General features: G+C 46.4%; 20 protein-coding genes and 3 pseudogenes. 21 read left to right on the top strand and 2 right to left on the bottom strand.

Annotation, left to right across the window (positions count from 1 at the left end; translation table 11 throughout):
- Positions 1 to 59: 59 nt before the first annotated feature.
- Both ICN31_RS04605 and ICN31_RS04600 read right to left on the bottom strand, forming a co-directional pair.
- Positions 60 to 638, bottom strand: coding sequence for a DUF6011 domain-containing protein (locus tag ICN31_RS04605; RefSeq protein ID WP_216259021.1), 579 nt, complete (start codon positions 636 to 638; stop codon positions 60 to 62).
- Between the two features lie 153 nt (positions 639 to 791).
- Positions 792 to 2,033, bottom strand: coding sequence for a helix-turn-helix transcriptional regulator (locus ICN31_RS04600; protein WP_216259020.1), 1,242 nt, complete (start codon positions 2,031 to 2,033; stop codon positions 792 to 794).
- A gap of 182 nt (positions 2,034 to 2,215) precedes the next feature.
- Between ICN31_RS04600 and ICN31_RS04595 the strand changes: the two genes are divergently transcribed.
- From ICN31_RS04595 to ICN31_RS10680, 21 genes and pseudogenes are all read left to right on the top strand, one after another.
- Positions 2,216 to 2,470 (top strand): hypothetical protein, encoded by a 255-nt coding sequence (locus tag ICN31_RS04595; protein WP_216259018.1) that lies wholly within the window; start codon positions 2,216 to 2,218, stop codon positions 2,468 to 2,470.
- Positions 2,471 to 2,662: 192 nt separating this feature from the next.
- Positions 2,663 to 4,720: a helicase RepA family protein gene (locus ICN31_RS04590; protein ID WP_216259016.1), complete on the top strand. Its 2,058-nt coding sequence runs from the start codon at positions 2,663 to 2,665 to the stop codon at positions 4,718 to 4,720.
- Between the two features lie 17 nt (positions 4,721 to 4,737).
- A complete protein-coding gene (locus ICN31_RS04585) occupies positions 4,738 to 4,980 on the top strand; it encodes a hypothetical protein (RefSeq protein WP_216259014.1) in 243 nt (80 codons plus the stop codon).
- Positions 4,981 to 5,175: 195 nt separating this feature from the next.
- Positions 5,176 to 5,562: a RusA family crossover junction endodeoxyribonuclease gene (locus ICN31_RS04580; protein ID WP_216259012.1), complete on the top strand. Its 387-nt coding sequence runs from the start codon at positions 5,176 to 5,178 to the stop codon at positions 5,560 to 5,562.
- Positions 5,559 to 5,840 (top strand): hypothetical protein, encoded by a 282-nt coding sequence (locus ICN31_RS04575; protein WP_216259010.1) that lies wholly within the window; start codon positions 5,559 to 5,561, stop codon positions 5,838 to 5,840. The genes ICN31_RS04580 and ICN31_RS04575 overlap by 4 nt, the downstream gene beginning before the upstream one ends.
- Positions 5,827 to 6,177 carry a hypothetical protein gene (locus ICN31_RS04570; RefSeq protein WP_216259009.1) on the top strand — a complete coding sequence of 117 codons (351 nt, stop codon included), beginning with the start codon at positions 5,827 to 5,829 and terminating at the stop codon, positions 6,175 to 6,177. Before ICN31_RS04575 ends, ICN31_RS04570 begins: the two co-directional genes overlap by 14 nt.
- A complete protein-coding gene (locus tag ICN31_RS04565; RefSeq protein WP_216259007.1) occupies positions 6,170 to 7,519 on the top strand; it encodes a terminase large subunit domain-containing protein in 1,350 nt (449 codons plus the stop codon). The genes ICN31_RS04570 and ICN31_RS04565 overlap by 8 nt, the downstream gene beginning before the upstream one ends.
- Positions 7,507 to 8,526 carry a GNAT family N-acetyltransferase gene (locus ICN31_RS04560; RefSeq protein WP_216259005.1) on the top strand — a complete coding sequence of 340 codons (1,020 nt, stop codon included), beginning with the start codon at positions 7,507 to 7,509 and terminating at the stop codon, positions 8,524 to 8,526. Before ICN31_RS04565 ends, ICN31_RS04560 begins: the two co-directional genes overlap by 13 nt.
- A gap of 1 nt (position 8,527) precedes the next feature.
- Complete coding sequence (locus tag ICN31_RS04555; protein ID WP_216258996.1) at positions 8,528 to 8,839, top strand: hypothetical protein; 312 nt, start codon at positions 8,528 to 8,530, stop codon at positions 8,837 to 8,839.
- Between the two features lie 2 nt (positions 8,840 to 8,841).
- Positions 8,842 to 9,117, top strand: a complete 276-nt coding sequence (locus tag ICN31_RS04550) for a hypothetical protein (RefSeq protein WP_216258994.1) — start codon at positions 8,842 to 8,844, stop codon at positions 9,115 to 9,117.
- A gap of 3 nt (positions 9,118 to 9,120) precedes the next feature.
- The gene (locus ICN31_RS04545) at positions 9,121 to 10,842 is read left to right on the top strand and encodes a portal protein (RefSeq protein WP_255530910.1); all 1,722 of its coding nucleotides are present in this window, start codon (positions 9,121 to 9,123) and stop codon (positions 10,840 to 10,842) included.
- Entirely contained in the window at positions 10,842 to 11,165 is a 324-nt protein-coding gene (gene gp10 / locus ICN31_RS04540; protein WP_216258991.1) for a capsid staple protein, read from the top strand. The genes ICN31_RS04545 and gp10 overlap by 1 nt, the downstream gene beginning before the upstream one ends.
- 37 nt (positions 11,166 to 11,202) lie before the next feature.
- The gene (locus tag ICN31_RS04535; protein ID WP_216258988.1) at positions 11,203 to 11,547 is read left to right on the top strand and encodes an endopeptidase; all 345 of its coding nucleotides are present in this window, start codon (positions 11,203 to 11,205) and stop codon (positions 11,545 to 11,547) included.
- The gene (locus ICN31_RS04530; protein WP_216258986.1) at positions 11,504 to 12,208 is read left to right on the top strand and encodes a protease; all 705 of its coding nucleotides are present in this window, start codon (positions 11,504 to 11,506) and stop codon (positions 12,206 to 12,208) included. The genes ICN31_RS04535 and ICN31_RS04530 overlap by 44 nt, the downstream gene beginning before the upstream one ends.
- 14 nt (positions 12,209 to 12,222) lie before the next feature.
- Positions 12,223 to 13,245, top strand: a complete 1,023-nt coding sequence (locus tag ICN31_RS04525; protein WP_216258984.1) for a major capsid protein — start codon at positions 12,223 to 12,225, stop codon at positions 13,243 to 13,245.
- Positions 13,246 to 13,271: 26 nt separating this feature from the next.
- Complete coding sequence (locus tag ICN31_RS04520) at positions 13,272 to 13,703, top strand: Bbp16 family capsid cement protein (RefSeq protein ID WP_216258982.1); 432 nt, start codon at positions 13,272 to 13,274, stop codon at positions 13,701 to 13,703.
- A 26-nt stretch (positions 13,704 to 13,729) separates the two neighbouring features.
- On the top strand, positions 13,730 to 13,918 hold the full coding sequence (locus ICN31_RS04515; protein ID WP_216258981.1) for a hypothetical protein: 189 nt from the start codon (positions 13,730 to 13,732) through the stop codon (positions 13,916 to 13,918).
- Positions 13,919 to 13,968: 50 nt separating this feature from the next.
- Entirely contained in the window at positions 13,969 to 14,640 is a 672-nt protein-coding gene (locus ICN31_RS04510) for a hypothetical protein (RefSeq protein WP_216258978.1), read from the top strand.
- Positions 14,641 to 14,643: 3 nt separating this feature from the next.
- Positions 14,644 to 14,937, top strand: a pseudogene (locus ICN31_RS10690) (hypothetical protein); the annotation flags it as partial.
- A 618-nt stretch (positions 14,938 to 15,555) separates the two neighbouring features.
- Positions 15,556 to 16,860: pseudogene (locus ICN31_RS10685) on the top strand (hypothetical protein); the annotation flags it as partial.
- Positions 16,861 to 17,064: 204 nt separating this feature from the next.
- Positions 17,065 to 17,559, top strand: a pseudogene (locus ICN31_RS10680) (hypothetical protein); the annotation flags it as partial.
- Between the last annotated feature and the right edge of the window lie 51 nt (positions 17,560 to 17,610).

Here is a 17,610-nt window from a genome sequence, read left to right as displayed (position 1 = left end):
TTGATTTGATTAAATAATTTGTCTATAGATAGCTGTTATGTGCGAATCACAATTCGTAGTTAAACAAAAAGGGACGGTTCGCGGTAATTAGCAAAACGCTTGATGCATGTACTACCAATTCCCAGCTCAATACTTTTAGGGTCAGTCAGGGTGCGTGAACAAACTGAGCAGCGTCCAGTAGCACGACCAATTTCTTTAACTGCATCAAGACCGCGAACTTCAACGTCTTTCAAGATGGCAACAACTGAGTCAGGGCACTTGGCTAACTTGCTCAAGATTCCATCTGCATTGATAACGCCATAAGTTCCCATACCAAATACTGGGTTAACTACGCCAACGACACCGGAGCCAAATAGAACCAGCTTGCATTGACCAAGGTGTAATGTCAGGTTCTGATTTTTAACTAGGGCGTAGAGCTTAGGAAGGGCGATAGGGCGCACAACTTGCGCTTGATGAGGGATAGACCACTTAATCAAGTTGGTAGCAAAGTTGGCTTGTTTCTCGCTTACAAATCCACCATACTGGTCAAGTGTGGTGGCAAGGTTCAAGCAGATTTGGGCTTTCCCACTAGCGAAACTGTCCTGTCTGTTTGCATAGTGGTTAGCTGCTTGAATGAGGCTGTGTTGATCAATCTGCATAAAGTTCTCCTGTCGGGTTAGTTTGTGGCGGTCTTTGCCCACAACTCGATTTTATAGCTGTTTTGTGCGAAACGCAATACCTTCTGATAAAAAAAGTATAAAAAAGGGAGTTTTCGCCTGAAACCCCATTGTTTATATAGAAAATATTTTTTTTCATGGCTTAAAGTGATGAAGGATTCCACGTGGCTGAATCCACAAGACCGGCTGAATATGGCTAATGAAGACGTCTTCAAGGTATTCCGTTAGTTCAGGAGCCTTCAAAATCTTGTATTGAAACTGGGTGTAGCCGGGCATGGCAATTCCTAGAACTTGAACCGGCGAGAAACCTTCAACCATTTCGTTAGGGTTAGGGCTTTGAAGCGTTATAAGTGCTAGGCGATGTAAGGCAAGATTAGGTTCAATCTTTTGCTCCCCAATAAACATCAACCAACCATCACGAGGGCTGCCGCTTGTTCTGTCCTGAATCGCAAAAGCCCTTGCACCAACATCGTAGGGTGCTGCGACTTTACTAGGCATTCCACCATGATCCAAGACCTTTACGTTAAAGCCATCAGACGTATAGGAGCGAATCCCAATCATGCGGACTTCATCTTTTACATCGTAGCCAACTTGACGCATCACTTCGGTCGTTGGAATGTTAAATACTTCAGCAAGTCTAGTTGCATCCTTCAGGGATACTTGACGTCTACCATTAATCATATGGCTAACTGCTGCGGTATCCATGTTGAGTTCTTGCGCAAGTTTGGTTTGAGTTAACTGGCGTTCTTGAAGTTGCTTTCTAAACCACCAAGATGTTGCGTTACTGAGTTCGCGAGAACGCTCTTCGTTCATTCGCTTTTCCATACGTTCACGCTCAAACTGCTTAAGCCTTTCAGCTGCTTCAGGGTCTTTGGCTAGTGCCTCTTCCCTAGCGCGAGCTGCGGCTGCTTGTGACTTGATATAAAGTTCACGAGCATCCTCGGGCATAGCTGCTAATTTCTCTTGACGCAAACGATGTAAAGATGCACGCGTAGATTCACGCTTCATCTGAATTTTTGCATCAACTTGCTCTAACACTTCAGGCGTTAGGGTTAGGTTAAGTGACTTACTGGTGGCTGCAATTTGTTTTGAGGTGCGATTTGTAATGGCATCACTGATGTAATCAGCATTCATCTTCTTTTCAAGCTCTTCAATACGCTTGAGTGCTTCCTCTAATGCATCTTGCTTTGACAAGCCTAGGGCAGAGGAGAGCGCTTTGTTGCTTGAATCATTTGATGGAACATCTGCATTAGTCACACGACTAGTTTCGATATGTGCACTTCCATCTTTGCGAGTCGATACTTTTTTAACCTTTAATGGTTTGGAATTTGTTGTTCCTCCAACAAACATCATCATCGGTTCATTCTTTTTCGGCATCTTTTTAACTTTTTTACTGTTCTATAAAAATATTTTTTGAGTACAAAAACATACCCAAACAAATCAAGACGAATACTTCCGTTAACATGTTGCGTTATTAAGAACAAAATGTCAACAATGATTTGTCATAAACGCACAAAACACCTATAATTGGGCTTTCCAATGTGTTAAATAGAGGTTTTATGGCAAAGCAAATTCATCATCTTGAACCCGCCAGCAAGATTGTTTCGATTTTTGGGGGATGCCGAGCCTTGGCTACCACCTTAAAAGTCTGTCCTAGCACGATTAGTCGCTGGTCTACTAGTAACGAGCAGCGTGGCACTGACGGCAAGATTCCGCAAAAGTACTGGGGTCAAATCATTATTGCTGCCCAAGATATTGGCAAAACCGTCACTTTATCGGATTTGAGTGGTCTAACTGATAGCCAATTTAACTAGCACTTCTTATTGTGATTATGACAAAACAGCTTATGGATTACATGATTTAAGAAACTCTTTATCTATGCCGGGTCGTTATTCCTAGTTTGATCGACTAGGGGTCGTAATCGCCTCTCCTGTCCCGATTCTTCGACCCGGCACCCTATTTGATTGGACGGACATTTTTGATAGATAAGGACAGGCAACACTTACATGCACTATGAATCAGCAGAATCTATCGCCAAAGCATTGGGTAATGCACGTAAGTCCGGTACTGGTTGGTCTTGCCGTTGCCCAGCGCACGACGATCGCAACAACAGCCTGTCTGTATCGCAAGGCAAAAAACAAAATGTGGTGGTGTGTTGCCACGCTGGTTGTGCACAAGACGACGTTATTAATGAACTCAAGATAAAAGGTTTATGGACTACCAAACCCAAAGCTGCTCCCATCGATAGCGGAGTCGCGATTAATTACGACACCTTAGGCAAAAAAGGTGAGGTGAGTGATAAACCACCAGTAGTAGTGCAACCCAAAATTGTGGCGACCTATCCCTATACCGATGAGAACGGTGTAGTGCTTTACGAATGCGTGCGCTATGAACCTAAAGACTTTCGCCAGCGCAGACCATTAGATAACGGTGGTTGGGTATGGTCACTTAAAGACGTGATCAAAGTTCCTTACAACTTACCGATGGTCTTACTTGGCATTCGCAATGGCGATGTGATTTATATCGTTGAAGGTGAGAAGGATGTAGAGGCTGCAAAGTCTATTGGTTTAGTCGCAACATGTAACCCGATGGGTGCTGACAATGGGTCAGGCAATAAGTGGCTAAAACATTGGGGCGAAATCTTTGATGGGGCAGAAGTGGTTATCGTGCCTGATCAAGATGAACCCGGTATGCGTCACGCCAATTGGGTACGCAGCACCTTAGTAGGTCACGCAGCCAATATTTATATAGCCAATCCAACTACTGGCAAAGATTTAGCCGATTGGATTGGAGCTGGCGCGGGTACTACGCACATCGAAGAGGCTACCAAAATTTTTGATAGTCCTGGTGATGAGCAACTGACAACAGCAATAGAGATTAAGCCCAATCTATTTTTGCGTGTCGATGAGCTGATTGAAAACATTAAACCGATTGACTGGCTCATTGAAAACTTTGTCGAAACCGATTCTTTAACGCTGGTGTATGGCGCTCCCAGCTCAGGCAAATCCTTTTTAACGATTGACTGGGCAATGAGTGTGGCGACTGGCACTAAGTGGTTAGGCAAACACGATGCCCAGCAAGGTGGGGCTTATTACATTGCTGCTGAGGGCTTGAACGGCATGAGTCGACGCTTTCGGGCATGGACTTTGGGTCGCAACATCTCCATTAAGGGTGCACCGCTGTATCAATCCTCGCGGGGCATTCAGGTACTCGATGAAGATACCGTCGACTTTATGGCGAGCGAGATTGAGCAAATCGCGCTGAGCACCGGCATGCCACCACGCATTGCAGTCATTGATACGGTGGCACGTAGCTTTGGCGATGGGGATGAGAACTCCACAGCTGATATGAGTCGCTTTATTCAAATCGTGGATGACAAAATCCGCAAACGCTTTCGGATAACGGTGGTGCTAGTTCACCACAGCGGACACGAGGGCACACGCGCTCGGGGTTCATCGGCACTAAGAGCTGCGGTTGATGCTGAGTTTGGCGTGGCTAAAGATGCCTCATCCAACGTCACCATTATTTGTACCAAGATGAAAGAGGCTGAGATAGCACCGGATGTGATGCTCAAGATTCGCGGCATTCCATTAGGAATCATGGATGCCAAAGGGCATGAAGTCACTGGTGGTCTGTTAGTTGAATCCGATGATTTGATTAATGCTCGCGTTGCGCAGCGTACTAAAGACGACCCCATCCTCGCTCATGAGGTGTTAGCCATCCTCGATAGAGGTTGGTTATCCATACGTGATCTACAAAAAGCACTCGATTGCCCTAAACGCCAAGCTGAAAACGCACTTAGTGGTTTGCGTAAGTACGGATTTGTCGGCAAGGATGCAGTTACTCAAGAAGGTAAGGATGCCTTGTCTCGCACTGGGCATCAACTTTTACAAAACGATAAGCCAGTTTGGCAAAGAACAGGAGTTAGCAATGCAGCAAATAACGAAGTTAGTACAGATATTTATGAACGCTTGGGCACACCTCCAGCACATGTTATTGCGAATGGCTCAGCAGCTAGTCATCTGCAAGTACTGGATAACTGGGATAACGACGACGTTTTATGAGAAATGGAAAAAACGCAATGTCAAAAAAATCTGAATTAGACGCACTTGATGATGAGCGTGCGTTTGCATTACGCAAGGCACATCATCCAGCGCAACAGCATTTAATTAATCGCAGCCGGATTCGGATAGGTGAATACGTGCTGTCTCAATCCTCGGACAGGGATCGGGTGCTGATTTTTACGCAACAAGGTGAGGGGGGTTCTTTTCCAACTAAACAGCTTGAGGGTTACATCAAATGGTTCTTTCAAAAGCATTTTTAGTGTCCCACTTAGAGCGGGACAGCACCCAAAATGAGTGTCTCACCCCTAGCGGGACAGAGCGGGACACTACCCGCAAACCCAATAAGTACGGCGTTCTACTGTCCCGCACCGAGCGAGACACTGTGAACCGGTCACTGTCCCGCTGTCCCCCTCTCTATAGAGAGGGACAGTGCCGGGACATCGCATGGGACAAGGATGAGTGCAATGATTAATGTGAACCTGACTTTGCCTTTTCCACCCAGTGGCAATCACATGTACAAGCACACAAGGCAAGGTCATCACTACCTTACGCCAATTGCTCGCGAGTACTACAAGTCTGTTGCCCTGATTGTTCACCGCCATTGTGGTTCTCTTGAATTAGCCACGCCATTAGAAGTGACTTGCACTTTGTTTCCACCGGATAAAAGACGACGTGATTTGGATAACGCTTGGAAAGTTGTTGGCGATGCTTTGACCAAGTGTGGCTTTTGGATGGATGACAAGTGGATTCGCAAACTCACTTTGCAATGGAGTGAGGTGCAGACTCCCGCTGTCGCCAGTCTTTTTATTGGCAACTACGTTGAGAAAGAGACAACACTATGAGTGAGTCACAACCAATTAAACCCAAACAAAAGCGCGTGATTCTTGCGGTCAATGAGCGTGGCATTCGGATTGGTGAAGACCATCAGAACGCTAAGTTGAGTAATGAACAAATCGATCGCATTCGTGACTTGCATGAAGACCACAACTTAACGTATCGGCAGCTTGCTGCCATGTTCAGCGTGTCCTTTTCCATGATTGCGGGTGTTTGCCAGTACCGAAGACGCGCTCAAACCCCCTTTGGATACAAGACATTGAGGATTGATGATGAGCAAGAGTAAAACGCAACAAGCCCAACCGATTTTCGAGACAGTGACGATCAATCTCGAGTCACCCACACCAGCATTGCCTGTTGTCAGTGGCAAACAAAAATCATTAGCCAATCTAAAGAAGGGCAACAGCAGAGCGGGTATACCCAATAAAAATACCAAAGCGATTAAGGAAATGATTCTTGGTGCACTAGAGGATGCTGGTGGTCAAGATTATTTGTTAGGTCAAGCGACAACGAACCCTGTTGCGTTTATGGGTTTGATTGCCAAGATACTGCCAGCTGAAGTGAAGAATCAAATGGAAGGTGGAATTGTTGTGCATTTCACGACAGGGGTTCCACGTGAATAAAGCAACACCAGCGACAGTTCGCAGCGGGTTTAATTACTTTCCAAGAGATTGGCAACGCGAATGTCATCGCAAGATGGCACGTTTTACTGTTCTAGCTCTTCACAGGCGAGCGGGTAAGACTGAGTTGGCATTGATGGAGCTGCTTGATCATGCCATGCGCTTTGATAAAGACCTTGGCATGTTCTTTTACGTGGCACCTTTTCTCAAGCAAGCTAAGGCAATTGCTTGGCAAAGGTTAAAGCAACGTATTGAACCATTGCGTCAGCTTGCCATGGTGGACATCAATGAGAGTGAACTATCAGTCAAGTTTAAAAACAATGGCGCAATGATCAGAGTCTTTGGCGCAGATAACGGTGAAGCCATGCGCGGAGTCCGGCTCGATGGCTGCGTGATTGACGAGGTGTCGCAGATTCGTAAAGAAGTGTGGGATGACGTGATTCAACCAGCCACATCAGACCGCAAGGGGTGGTGTTTGTTCATTGGGACGCCACAAGGAGTCAACTTATTCTCAGAGCTGTACTTTAAAGCGCAGAACACACCGGACTGGCACAGCGCTAAATACACCGTTTATGACACTCACTCCATTGATGCCGATGAAGTAGAGCGCTTACGCCGAGATATGAGTGAAACCTCATTCTCACGCGAGTATCTGTGTGACTTCTCTGCTGCTGGTGATGACCAGCTGATCTCACTATCGGATGTGGAGAGTGCAGCTCAGCGTATCTATAAACCAAACGAGATGGACTATGCAGCCAAAGTGCTCGGTGTTGACCCAGCACGCTTTGGTGATGACCGCAGCGTTATCTTTCCACGTCAAGGTATGGCTGCATTGCAACCTGAGGTCTATCGGGGATTAGACAACATGGACTTAGCCAGTCGAGTGGCTGCCAAGATTGAGAGTTGGAAACCCGATGCAGTGTTTATTGATGCTGGTAATGGATCGGGTGTCATCGACAGACTACGCCAGCTTGGCTATGACGTGATTGAGATTCACTTTGGTGGCAAATCCCTTGATCCGGGATACCTGAACAAGCGAGCAGAGATGTGGTTCTTGATGGCTGACTGGCTTAAGACCGGAGCCTCGATACCCAATCTTGTTGACCTTAAGCAAGACTTAGCTGCTCCCATCTTTTGGTATGACAGCGCTGGTCGCAAGCAGCTTGAACCTAAAGATGACATCAAAAAAAGGGGATTGCCATCCCCCGACTTAGGCGACGCATTGGCTTTGACCTTTGCTCAGCCGATAGCCAAGAAGGCAGAAATCGACATGTACCGCAAGCAATTTCAAAAAGAGCGTGAGTACGACCCATTTAACACTAAGGAAATGACATGGAGAACTTAAAGAGAATCGCGCAAGGCTTAAATGTGCAGCCATTGCTAGACAAGATAGCTACCAAACCTAGCCTGTGGGATGAGATCACCATTCGTCAAGATTACGAGGGTAGTGCTCACCATGACACTAAATGCATCATCTTGCGTGGCTCTAAAACCTTTTCACAACACGATGTGCAAGAAGACTTAGGGTCATACGACTATCCCTACATTGAAGAGTTGATGCCACAAGTGCAACAACTCCTTAAGCCCACTTTGTTAGAGATGGGTATTGAAGAGCTAGGTCGAGTGATGGTTGTTGAGCTTGCAGCCGGTGGCTCCATTGATGAGCACATTGATGAAGGTGCGTATGCCCAGCACTTTGAACGCTTTCATGTGGTGCTCAGCTCGCAACAGGGAAACATCTTCACTTGTGGTGGCGAACAAGTACATATGCAACCCGGTGATCTGTGGTGGTTCAATCATCACAAACCTCATAGCGTAGTCAATCACAGCAACGCTGGAAGAGTCCACATCATCATCGATGCAGTGCGCGTACCTCAATCTTCCAAAGCTACATTTGAACCATTGCATGGCATCCATGAGATTTCTTATGAAGCTGGTCTTAAGGATGTCGGCGAGTTGTTAGAGCAACACTGGCATGAAGTAGCAAAGAATAAGGGAATCATGATTCTCAAACCGGATACCCCAAGGTATTTGGCGATGGAGAAAGCAAATATGCTCTTGATCCTTGCTGCTTATGAGCATGGGCAAATGGTGGGCTACTCACTCAACATTGTGGGCAACCATCTGCACTATGCAGACCTTATGTATGCACATAACGATTTGCTGTTCTTGCATAAAGATTATCGCAATACCCCGATCGGTTTGAAGTTGATACGACAAACCGAAAAGGCAGCTAAAGAAAGAGGAGCGCGACTGATGTTATGGCATGCAAAAGAAGGCACATCGCTCGACAAAATTATGCCGCGCCTAAAGTATTCCGTTCAAGACATTATGTATTCAAAGGAGCTATAACATGGGAGTTTCCGCAGCCGTTGTTGCCGTTGCATCCGTTGCAACCGCATATACAACTTATCAAAATGGTCAAGATGCAAAAGCTGCACAGCAGCAAGCATTGCAACAATCCAAAGCTAATGCTGATAAGACCGCAGCAATGCAAGAGCAAGAAATTAACAAAGCTAACGCTAAGCAGCCTGACACTGTAGCAATGATGTCTAGCAATGCTGCGTCTGCTCGGGGTGGTGAATCCGGAACGATGCTCACTGGCACTAGCGGTATTGATCCATCTACATTGAACTTAGGCAAGAACACCTTGCTTGGTGGTTAATCATGGGTGGCTCTAGCGGTGGTGGATTTGTTGGCAGCATCATGAGTGCAGTCGCTGATGTAGTGAACACAGTCACTGGTGAAGATGGTCAACAAAAGCAAGCTACTGACAATGCAACTACTGATAACTCAGTGGCTGACCCTGTAGATAACCGAACACCGGAGCAAATCGCTGCTGACAATGCAGCAGCCGATGTAAATGCTGGCAATGCTAATCCGGAAACTAAAAAGAAGTCAGAAGGCAAAGCATTGCCGGGAGCATTGGGAAGGGATGAGTAACTTATGAGCGAATATAACGGCGACGGACAGTCCAATAAACTGTCTGACCATCGCGATAAGCTCTACACCCGCTGGGGTGCGCTTAAATCTGAGCGTGCCTCATGGGTAACGCACTGGAAAGAAATCAGCGACTACTTGTTGCCACGTAGTGGTCGATTCTTTATTCAAGACCGCGATAAAGGCTATCGCCGTCACAACAATATTTATGATTCCACTGGCACAAGAGCGCTACGCGTTCTAGCAGCGGGAATGATGGCTGGCATGACCAGCCCAGCACGTCCTTGGTTTAGATTGGGGATTGCTGACAAAGACTTGATGAAAAATCATGCAGTCAAAGTTTGGCTCAATGAAGTCACGCGCTTGATGCTCGAAGTCTTTTCTAAAGGCAACACTTATCGGGCATTGCATCACATGTATGAAGAGCTAGGTGCTTTTGGTACTAGCGCCAGCGTGGTAATGGACGATTACAACGATGTTATTCGACACTACCCACTGACTACTGGTGAGTTTGCCATTGCCACAGACTATCGTGGTCAGGTTAATACTCTATATCGTGAATTTCAAAAGACGGTAGCCGAAGTCGTTGGTGAGTTTGGTATTAATAACGTCAGCTCTACTGTCAAGAATATGCATGACAGAGGTAGCCTTGATCAATGGGTGACCATTGTGCATGCGATTGAACCTCGTATTGATCGCGATGTCACTAAAAAAGACGATAAGAACATGCCGTATTCGTCATGCTACTTTGAACTCAATGGTGAAAAGAACCAGTACTTACGTGAGTCAGGCTTTAAAGTCTTCCCAGCATTGTGCCCACGCTGGACAACTAGTGGTGGTGACATCTACGGTAATAGTCCGGGCATGGAAGCACTAGGCGATATTAAACAGCTCCAGCATGAGCAGCTGCGTAAAGCACAAGGCATCGATTACAAGACAAAGCCGCCATTGCAAGTACCAACTTCGATGAAAAATCGCGATATTGAAACCTTGCCGGGGGGTATTTCATTTGTAGATTCCACTGGCAGCACTCAAGGAATCCAAACTGCGTTTGAAGTCAACATCGATCTTTCGCATTTGCTAATGGATATTCAGGATTGTCGTGGTCGTATTGAGAAAACCTTCTACGCTGACTTGTTCTTGATGCTGGCAAACCAAACCGATACCCGCATGACGGCAACTGAAGTGGCAGAACGTCATGAAGAGAAGCTCTTGATGCTCGGTACGGTGATTGAGCGTCTTCAAAATGAATTGCTAGACCCACTCATTGAAATGACGTTCAATCGCATGCTCGATGCTGGGATTGTGCCTCCACCTCCTGAAGAGTTACAGGGCATGAGCCTTGATGTGGAGTTCGTATCCATGCTGGCACAAGCTCAAAAGGCAGTATCGACCAATGGTATTGACCGATTCATGGGCAACTTAGGGGCTGTTGCGCAGTACAAGCCTGAAGTGCTTGACAAATTTAATGCTGACAAGTGGGCAGACATCTATTCCGATGTACTAGGCGTTGATCCGTCACTAATTAAGTCAGATGAAGATGTTGCAGCAATTCGGCAACAACGTGCTAAAGCGCAACAAGATGCACAGCAACAACAACAGATGGCACAAGGCGCTCAAACCGCTCAAACGCTCTCACAAGCAGATACCTCCGGACAAAATGGACTCACTGACGTGATGAACATGTTCTCCGGCTACAACTCACCATCCGCAACGGAGATTAAATAATGGCATTAGTAAACATGGCAATTGCCGATGAGGCGCCTGAGAGTTATGAAGACAATCCTTATGGCTACGGTCTTTGTATTCGGCTAAACCCCAATCAATCAGCAGCTCTTGGAATTAGTACACCTCCACCGGCTGGAACAAAGATGATGATTCATGCCATGGCAGTAGCAACTCGTGTAACCGAAGAAGCCGATTTGGAAGAGGGTGGCGAGAGTGCAGAAAAGGAAGTCTATCTTGAACTGCAAATTACCGATATGCAAATTGATGCACCGGGTAATACCAGTGCAAAAGAAGATGCAGCCACGATGTTGTACGGCGAGTAGTGCGCGTACCTAACATGTACAGAGATAAATTTGCATCATGAGTTATAGCGATCCGCTCGATCTAAGGGGTCAGGAAAAGGCGAAAGCCGAAACTGACGAAGTCAGAAAACTGACTCTTCAGACCGAGCAAGAAGATTTTAAATGGCTTATGGGCAGCAAAAGAGGTCGACGCATTGTGTGGCGACTACTTGAGCGGACTGGCGTGTATCGCAGTTCATTTACCGGCAACTCAGAAACCTTCTTTAGGGAAGGGCAAAGAAATGTTGGGCTGATGCTTATGGCACAGATTAATGAACATGCACCCGATCAGTACGCGTTAATGCTAAAGGAGCAAACAGATGTCAAACGAAACAATGATGACGGACGCCGCAACGACCACTGAAGGCGCGAGTGCATCACCAACTACTGCTGAAGTTAGTTCTCCAGCGGTAGCGCAACAAGCCGAGGGTACTTTGGTTACTTCGGATCAGCAGCAAACTGCGGATCAGAAGACCAGTTCGGATAGCACCTTAACGCCTGATGGTAAAGATGCCAAGGATGGTAAGAGTCAAGATGCAGCCAAGCAGACTGCTCCTGAAAAGTATGAGGATTTTACGATTATGGAAGGGGCTACTGTTGACCCGGAAGTAACGGATTCCATTAAGACTGTCGCTAAAGAATTGAACCTATCCCAAGCACAAGCGCAAAAGTTAGCTGACCTAGCCGCAGAGCGTTCCAAGGTAATTGGAGGCAAGCAAGCCGAAGTTCTGCAAAAAGCTCGGGTTGAATGGGGTGAGGCAGCTAAATCAGACAAAGAATTTGGTGGCGATAAGCTCAACGAAAACTTATCTGTGGCTAAAAAAGGTTTAGACACCTTTGGTACGCCTGAATTGCGCAAGGTATTAAACGAATCCGGTCTTGGTAATCATCCCGAATTTATTCGGTTTTTCTACCGCGCTGGAAAAGCAATTAGTGAGGATCGTTTTGTCTCCTCCGGAGGCAGCGCTCCTAAAGGTTCTCGCGATGCCGCGAAGAATCTGTATCCAAATCAGCCACAAACCTAATAAGGAGTTTCTAAATGGCAACATTATCAACCTCAGCCCTAACCCTAGCGGATTGGGCAAAACGTGTAGACCCGGACGGTAAAGTCCCAACTATCGCTGAACTGTTAAGTCAGTCCAACGAAATCCTTGAAGACGCAGTTTTCATGGAAGGTAATTTACCTACTGGTCACCGCGTAGTCATTCGTACTGGTTTACCAACTGTGTACTGGCGTGCAATCAACCAAGGTATTCCAACATCCAAATCCACATCTGCTCAGGTAGATGAGTCTGTTGGCATGTTAGAAGCCTACAGCGAAGTCGATAAAGACTTAGCTGAATTGAACGGCAACACTGCTGGCTTCCGTTTGAGCGAAGACACTGCTTTCTTGGAAGCAATGAATCAAACTCAAGCACAAACCATGTTCTACGGTAACCCCGGAACAGACCCTAAGCAATATCTTGGTTTGGCAACTCGCTACTCCGCAATCAGCGGTGCTGGTAATAGCCAAAACATTTTAGATGCTGGTGGTACTGGTTCAAATAACGCATCCATCTACTTAGTAGTGTGGGGCGATAACACTGTGTTCTGCCCATTCCCTAAAGGTTCTAAAGCCGGTCTGATTCATGATGACCTCGGTTTGAATACTGTTTGGGATAGCGCGGGTTCACGTTATCAAGCCTACCGTACTCACTATCAGTGGAAAAACGGTTTGGTTGTTAAAGACTGGCGTTATGTCGTGCGTATTTGCAACATCAACGTATCTGATCTGATTGGTCAAACTGGTACTCAAGCTGCCTCCGCTGCAACCAACATCATCAAGTTGATGGCACGCGCTTTGTACCGTATTCCAAACATTGCAATGGGTCGCCCAGCCTTCTATATGAACCGTACAGTTCATAGCGGCATGGCACTAGCTGCAATGGACAAATCACAGTACGTTCTGAAGATCGAGCAAGCGTTAACGCAGTTTGGTACACCAAGCAGCTACTTGTCATTCCTCGGGGTTCCGCTCCGTCGGGTTGACCAGCTTCTCAATACCGAAGCTCGCGTGGTTTAACCAATTAACTTAAAGGAATAATCAAAATGATAGTTGATCAATTTTTACGCGTTTCAACCGCGCAAGCTGTTACTACTACTGCCGTTTCTACTGACACAGTTGATTTGTCAGTAGCACGCGACATGGGTGCTGGCAACGATGTCTACATGTATTTCACAATCCCGACTGCTTTTACTGGTGGTACTTCTATCCAGTTCCAAGCAATTACTGCTGACAACGCTGCTCTGTCTACTAACGTGACAGTAGTAGGTGCGTCTGCCGTAATTCCATTGGCATCGTTAACTGCTGGCGCTCGTTTCGCTATTCGTATCAACCCACAAATTGGTGGTCAAGGTCGTCGTTACCTTGGTGCTAACTATGTGGTTGTTGGCACGATGACAGCCGGTAACGTGACTACTGATATTGCGGATGACATCGCTGATAACAAAACCTATGCATCCGGTTTTTCAGTTACCTAATTTTTTAAGAATCAAGGAGATTGCGTATGCCTCGCTACAAAGTTTTAGAAAAATCTTTTATCAATAACACTGTTCATGAAGAAGGAGCCATTGTCGAGTACGACGGCATCGCTAGTGATAACTTGGAATTGATAACAGGCAAAAAGGCGAAAGCCGATAAAACAGAAGATGAGGTTGATACGTTCTCCTTTGATTCTAAAAACGAAGGTAAGTAAGCATTAAATCGAGGGGGATTCGTCCCCCTCACTTCTATTTGAGGTGAATCGTGGCTAGTGCAGTCGATATTTGTAATTTAGCGTTATCCCATTTAGGCGATAGCGCCACTATTTCTAGCATTGACCCTCCTGAAGGGAGCGCACAGGCTGAGCATTGCCAGCGTTTTTATCCGCTTGCTAGAAATTCTTTATTCGAGATGCACAACTGGGGCTTTGCAACTAAACGCGCCAGCATGGCATTAATCGGCACGAATACTATTCCTCAATGGGCATACACCTATGTGCAGCCAATTGATGCTGTTAATTTGCTGGCGGTCTATGCACAATATGCGCCGGACGATTACAGCGAACCGTTTCCAATGGCGTACACCCAAACCGGGGTAACCAATACTGGTCAGGGTTTATATACCCCACAACCGTTTACTAGCGAATCCCTTAATGATGGCACTGCGGTAATTTATACCAACGTCGAAAATGCCATCTTGCGTTATACCGGCATTGTGACCGATAGCTCTAAATACAGTCCGCTATTTTGCGATTGTCTGTCATGGCTTTTGGCGAGCTATCTTGCTGGTGCAATCATTAAAGGCGACGCTGGCGCAGCCGAAGCCAAGCGCTGCTACCAAATGTTCCAAGTAGGGTTTACAAGAGCAACGGTATCCGATGCCAATCAACGTAGAACAACGGTACAAATGTCTACCCCTTGGATGGCTGGTAGATAATTTATGGCAAATATTCGTACTCTTAACCGTTCATTTGGAGGGGGAGAGCTTACTCCCGAGATGTATGGGAGGATTGACGATGCCAAGTTTCAAAGTGGACTAGCCACTTGTCGTAACTTTATTGTGTTGCCGCATGGCGTGGTAAATAATCGACCCGGCACAGCTTACGTCAATACTGTTAAAACATCGGCTAAGAAAACGCGCTTAATTCCGTTCTCTTATTCGACCACGCAAACGATGGTGCTCGAGTTTGGCGAAGGCTATATCCGTTTTCATACTCAAGGATCAAGCCTATTGGCTGGCACTGGCTCATCATTTAAAGCCTCTTCAACCATTACATCAACTATTTCACCGACAGCGGCAACTGTCACTATGACAATTGCTACGCCCGGAGTAATTACTTGGACTGGGCATACTTTGACAGCGGGGTCGCCGGTGTACTTTACAACCACCGGATCATTGCCTACTGGTATTAGTTCGGGTCAAACCTATTATGTAGTGTCACCCGCAACCAACACCTTTCAAATTGCAGCCACACCCGGTGGCACAGCCATTAACACTACTGGCACGCAATCCGGAACTCATACTGCTAATGCTCCAGCAAACATTACTTGGACTGGGCATGGTTTGACTGCCGGTCAGCAAGTATCGTTTGGTACAACTGGTGCACTGCCTACCGGTATTACTGCGGGTCAAGCGTATTACGTGAAGAATCCCCAAACTAATACTTTTGAGATTGCACAAACTGCTGGCGGGTTTTCGATTGTGACTAGCGGCACTCAGTCCGGCACACATACTGGCTACTTAACCTATCAAGTGGGGGATATGGTCAATGTCGGTGGTGTGAACTATTACTGTAAGGTAGCCAATTACAACAACATTCCACCGAATGCCACCTATTGGTATCCAATGCCTTCGATTTATTACGAAGTGCCGACCAATTATGTCGAGGCAGATTTGTTTGACATTCACTTTGTGCAATCGGCAGACGTCTTGACACTAGTGCACCCAAACTATCCACCAGCTGAGTTGCGACGCTATGGGGCTACTCAATGGCAATTAATCAATATTAGTTTTGTGCCCAATCTGTCAGCTCCTACTGGAGTTAGTGCAACAGCAACTGGTGCGGGTTCAACGGTGTACAACTATGTGGTTGCTACGGTTGGGTCAAACGGTATTGATATGTCGTTGCCATCAACCTCAGCCTCATGTACTGGCAATATTTTAGTTTCAGGAAATTACAACACCATCACTTGGGCAGCTGCGCCAGCTGCAAAGCGCTATAACGTCTACAAGCAATTTAATGGTTTATATGGCTATATTGGTCAGACCGATGGATTGACCTTTAAAGATGACAACATTACAGCAGACGTTGGTCAATGCCCATCAGAGTTTTACAACCCATTTGATAGTACTGGCAACTATCCACAAGCCGTTTCCTATTTTGAGCAGCGACGCTGCTTTGCTGGCACGATTAATAAACCTCAGAACTTATGGATGACGCGTTCAGGTACGGAATCGAATCTGAGTTATTCATTACCAACGCAAGACAGCGACTCAATTAACTTTAGGGTTGCGGCAAGGGAAGCCAATACGATTCGCCATATCGTGCCTTTAACGAACTTGGTTCTATTGACCAGTTCAGCAGAGTGGCGTGTTACCTCGATTAATACTGATGCCATTACACCAACCTCAGTGTCAGTAAGACCCCAATCGTATGTTGGCGCATCTAACGTGCAGCCAGTCATTATTAACAACGCCATGATCTATGCCGCAGCAAGGGGAGGGCATGTACGTGAGTTGGCATATAACTGGCAAGCATCGGGTTATGTCACCGGCGATTTAAGTCTTCGCGCACCCCATTTATTTGACGGCAACACGATTGTGGACATGTGCTTTGCTAAAGCACCTCAGCCGGTAGTGTGGATGATTTCGAGTAGCGGTAAATTATTGGGCATTACCTACGTTCCGGAGCAGCAAGTTGGCTCATGGCATAGACATGACACTGATGGCACTTTTGAGAGCTGCTGCGTTGTTGCAGAAGGTAACGAGGATGTGCTCTATGTTGTTGTTAAGCGTACCGTTAACGGCGCTTCTGTGCGTTATGTAGAGCGTATGGCAAGTCGCTTATTCACTGACCCAGCCGATGCTTTCTTTGTGGATGCTGGCGCAACACTCAATACCGCCAACACCACCGCTAAAACGATTACCGTTAGTGGTGGTACTACTTGGGGTACGAGTGACACCTTAACTATTACCGCATCAGCAGCGACCTTTGCTTACCCAGCATTGACTGATTTAAACGATGCTTTTGTGTTTAAAGATGCCAGCGGTAACTCGTATCGCATCACGATTACTGGCGTTACTAGTACGACCGTTGCAGTAGGCAGAATTGACAATGTACTGCCAGTAGCGTTACGCAACACCCCGATTAATAATTTTAGTTTTGCAAGAGACTCGGTTAGTGGGTTAAGTTGGTTAGAAGGAAAAACGGTCAGCATTCTCGCTGATGGTGCTGTCCACCCCCAACGTGTAGTGACTAGTGGCACAGTCATGCTAGATCAAGCCGCCTCTAAAGTGACGGTAGGGCTGCCAATTACTGCTGATATTCAAACGCTGCCATGGTTTGCTCAAATTGATGCGGGTTTTGGTCAAGGTAGAACCAAGAATGTCAATCGCGTGTGGCTGCGCGTGTATCGCAGCTCCGGTATTTTTGTGGGGGCAGATAGCGATCACTTAACCGAAGCCAAACAAAGAACCACTGAGCCTTATGGTTCGCCACCTTCTTATAAATCCGATGAGCTACAAGTTGTGATTACCCCAACATGGAATAACTCCGGTCAAGTGTTTGTTCGGCAAAAAGACCCACTTCCATTAACGGTCGTATCAATGACATTGGAAGTTGCGGTTGGCGCATAAGGTGCGCGTACTCGAAGGCTAAGAGGTTACCTTTGAATGTATAGCTAAAAG

This window comes from Polynucleobacter sp. UB-Piko-W3 (assembly GCF_018881635.1).
Taxonomy (GTDB): Bacteria; Pseudomonadota; Gammaproteobacteria; order Burkholderiales; family Burkholderiaceae; genus Polynucleobacter.
Note: the sequence above shows the minus strand (reverse complement) of the source record. Positions and strands in the feature narration are given on the sequence as shown.

What these genes read in the sequence shown, in the direction of transcription:
- ICN31_RS04550 (WP_216258994.1), top strand. Translation starts at nt 8,842, where the DNA reads ATGGGTGGCTCTAGCGGTGGTGGATTTGTTGGCAGCATCATGAGTGCA.
- ICN31_RS04555 (WP_216258996.1), top strand. Translation starts at nt 8,528, where the DNA reads ATGGGAGTTTCCGCAGCCGTTGTTGCCGTTGCATCCGTTGCAACCGCA.
- ICN31_RS04560 (WP_216259005.1), top strand. Translation starts at nt 7,507, where the DNA reads ATGGAGAACTTAAAGAGAATCGCGCAAGGCTTAAATGTGCAGCCATTG.
- ICN31_RS04570 (WP_216259009.1), top strand. Translation starts at nt 5,827, where the DNA reads ATGAGCAAGAGTAAAACGCAACAAGCCCAACCGATTTTCGAGACAGTG.
- ICN31_RS04575 (WP_216259010.1), top strand. Translation starts at nt 5,559, where the DNA reads ATGAGTGAGTCACAACCAATTAAACCCAAACAAAAGCGCGTGATTCTT.
- ICN31_RS04605 (WP_216259021.1), bottom strand. Translation starts at nt 638, where the DNA reads ATGCAGATTGATCAACACAGCCTCATTCAAGCAGCTAACCACTATGCA.
- gp10 (WP_216258991.1), top strand. Translation starts at nt 10,842, where the DNA reads ATGGCATTAGTAAACATGGCAATTGCCGATGAGGCGCCTGAGAGTTAT.
- ICN31_RS04580 (WP_216259012.1), top strand. Translation starts at nt 5,176, where the DNA reads ATGAGTGCAATGATTAATGTGAACCTGACTTTGCCTTTTCCACCCAGT.
- ICN31_RS04525 (WP_216258984.1), top strand. Translation starts at nt 12,223, where the DNA reads ATGGCAACATTATCAACCTCAGCCCTAACCCTAGCGGATTGGGCAAAA.
- ICN31_RS04600 (WP_216259020.1), bottom strand. Translation starts at nt 2,033, where the DNA reads ATGCCGAAAAAGAATGAACCGATGATGATGTTTGTTGGAGGAACAACA.
- ICN31_RS04535 (WP_216258988.1), top strand. Translation starts at nt 11,203, where the DNA reads ATGAGTTATAGCGATCCGCTCGATCTAAGGGGTCAGGAAAAGGCGAAA.
- ICN31_RS04590 (WP_216259016.1), top strand. Translation starts at nt 2,663, where the DNA reads ATGCACTATGAATCAGCAGAATCTATCGCCAAAGCATTGGGTAATGCA.
- ICN31_RS04595 (WP_216259018.1), top strand. Translation starts at nt 2,216, where the DNA reads ATGGCAAAGCAAATTCATCATCTTGAACCCGCCAGCAAGATTGTTTCG.
- ICN31_RS04520 (WP_216258982.1), top strand. Translation starts at nt 13,272, where the DNA reads ATGATAGTTGATCAATTTTTACGCGTTTCAACCGCGCAAGCTGTTACT.
- ICN31_RS04530 (WP_216258986.1), top strand. Translation starts at nt 11,504, where the DNA reads ATGTCAAACGAAACAATGATGACGGACGCCGCAACGACCACTGAAGGC.
- ICN31_RS04515 (WP_216258981.1), top strand. Translation starts at nt 13,730, where the DNA reads ATGCCTCGCTACAAAGTTTTAGAAAAATCTTTTATCAATAACACTGTT.
- ICN31_RS04585 (WP_216259014.1), top strand. Translation starts at nt 4,738, where the DNA reads ATGTCAAAAAAATCTGAATTAGACGCACTTGATGATGAGCGTGCGTTT.
- ICN31_RS04545 (WP_255530910.1), top strand. Translation starts at nt 9,121, where the DNA reads ATGAGCGAATATAACGGCGACGGACAGTCCAATAAACTGTCTGACCAT.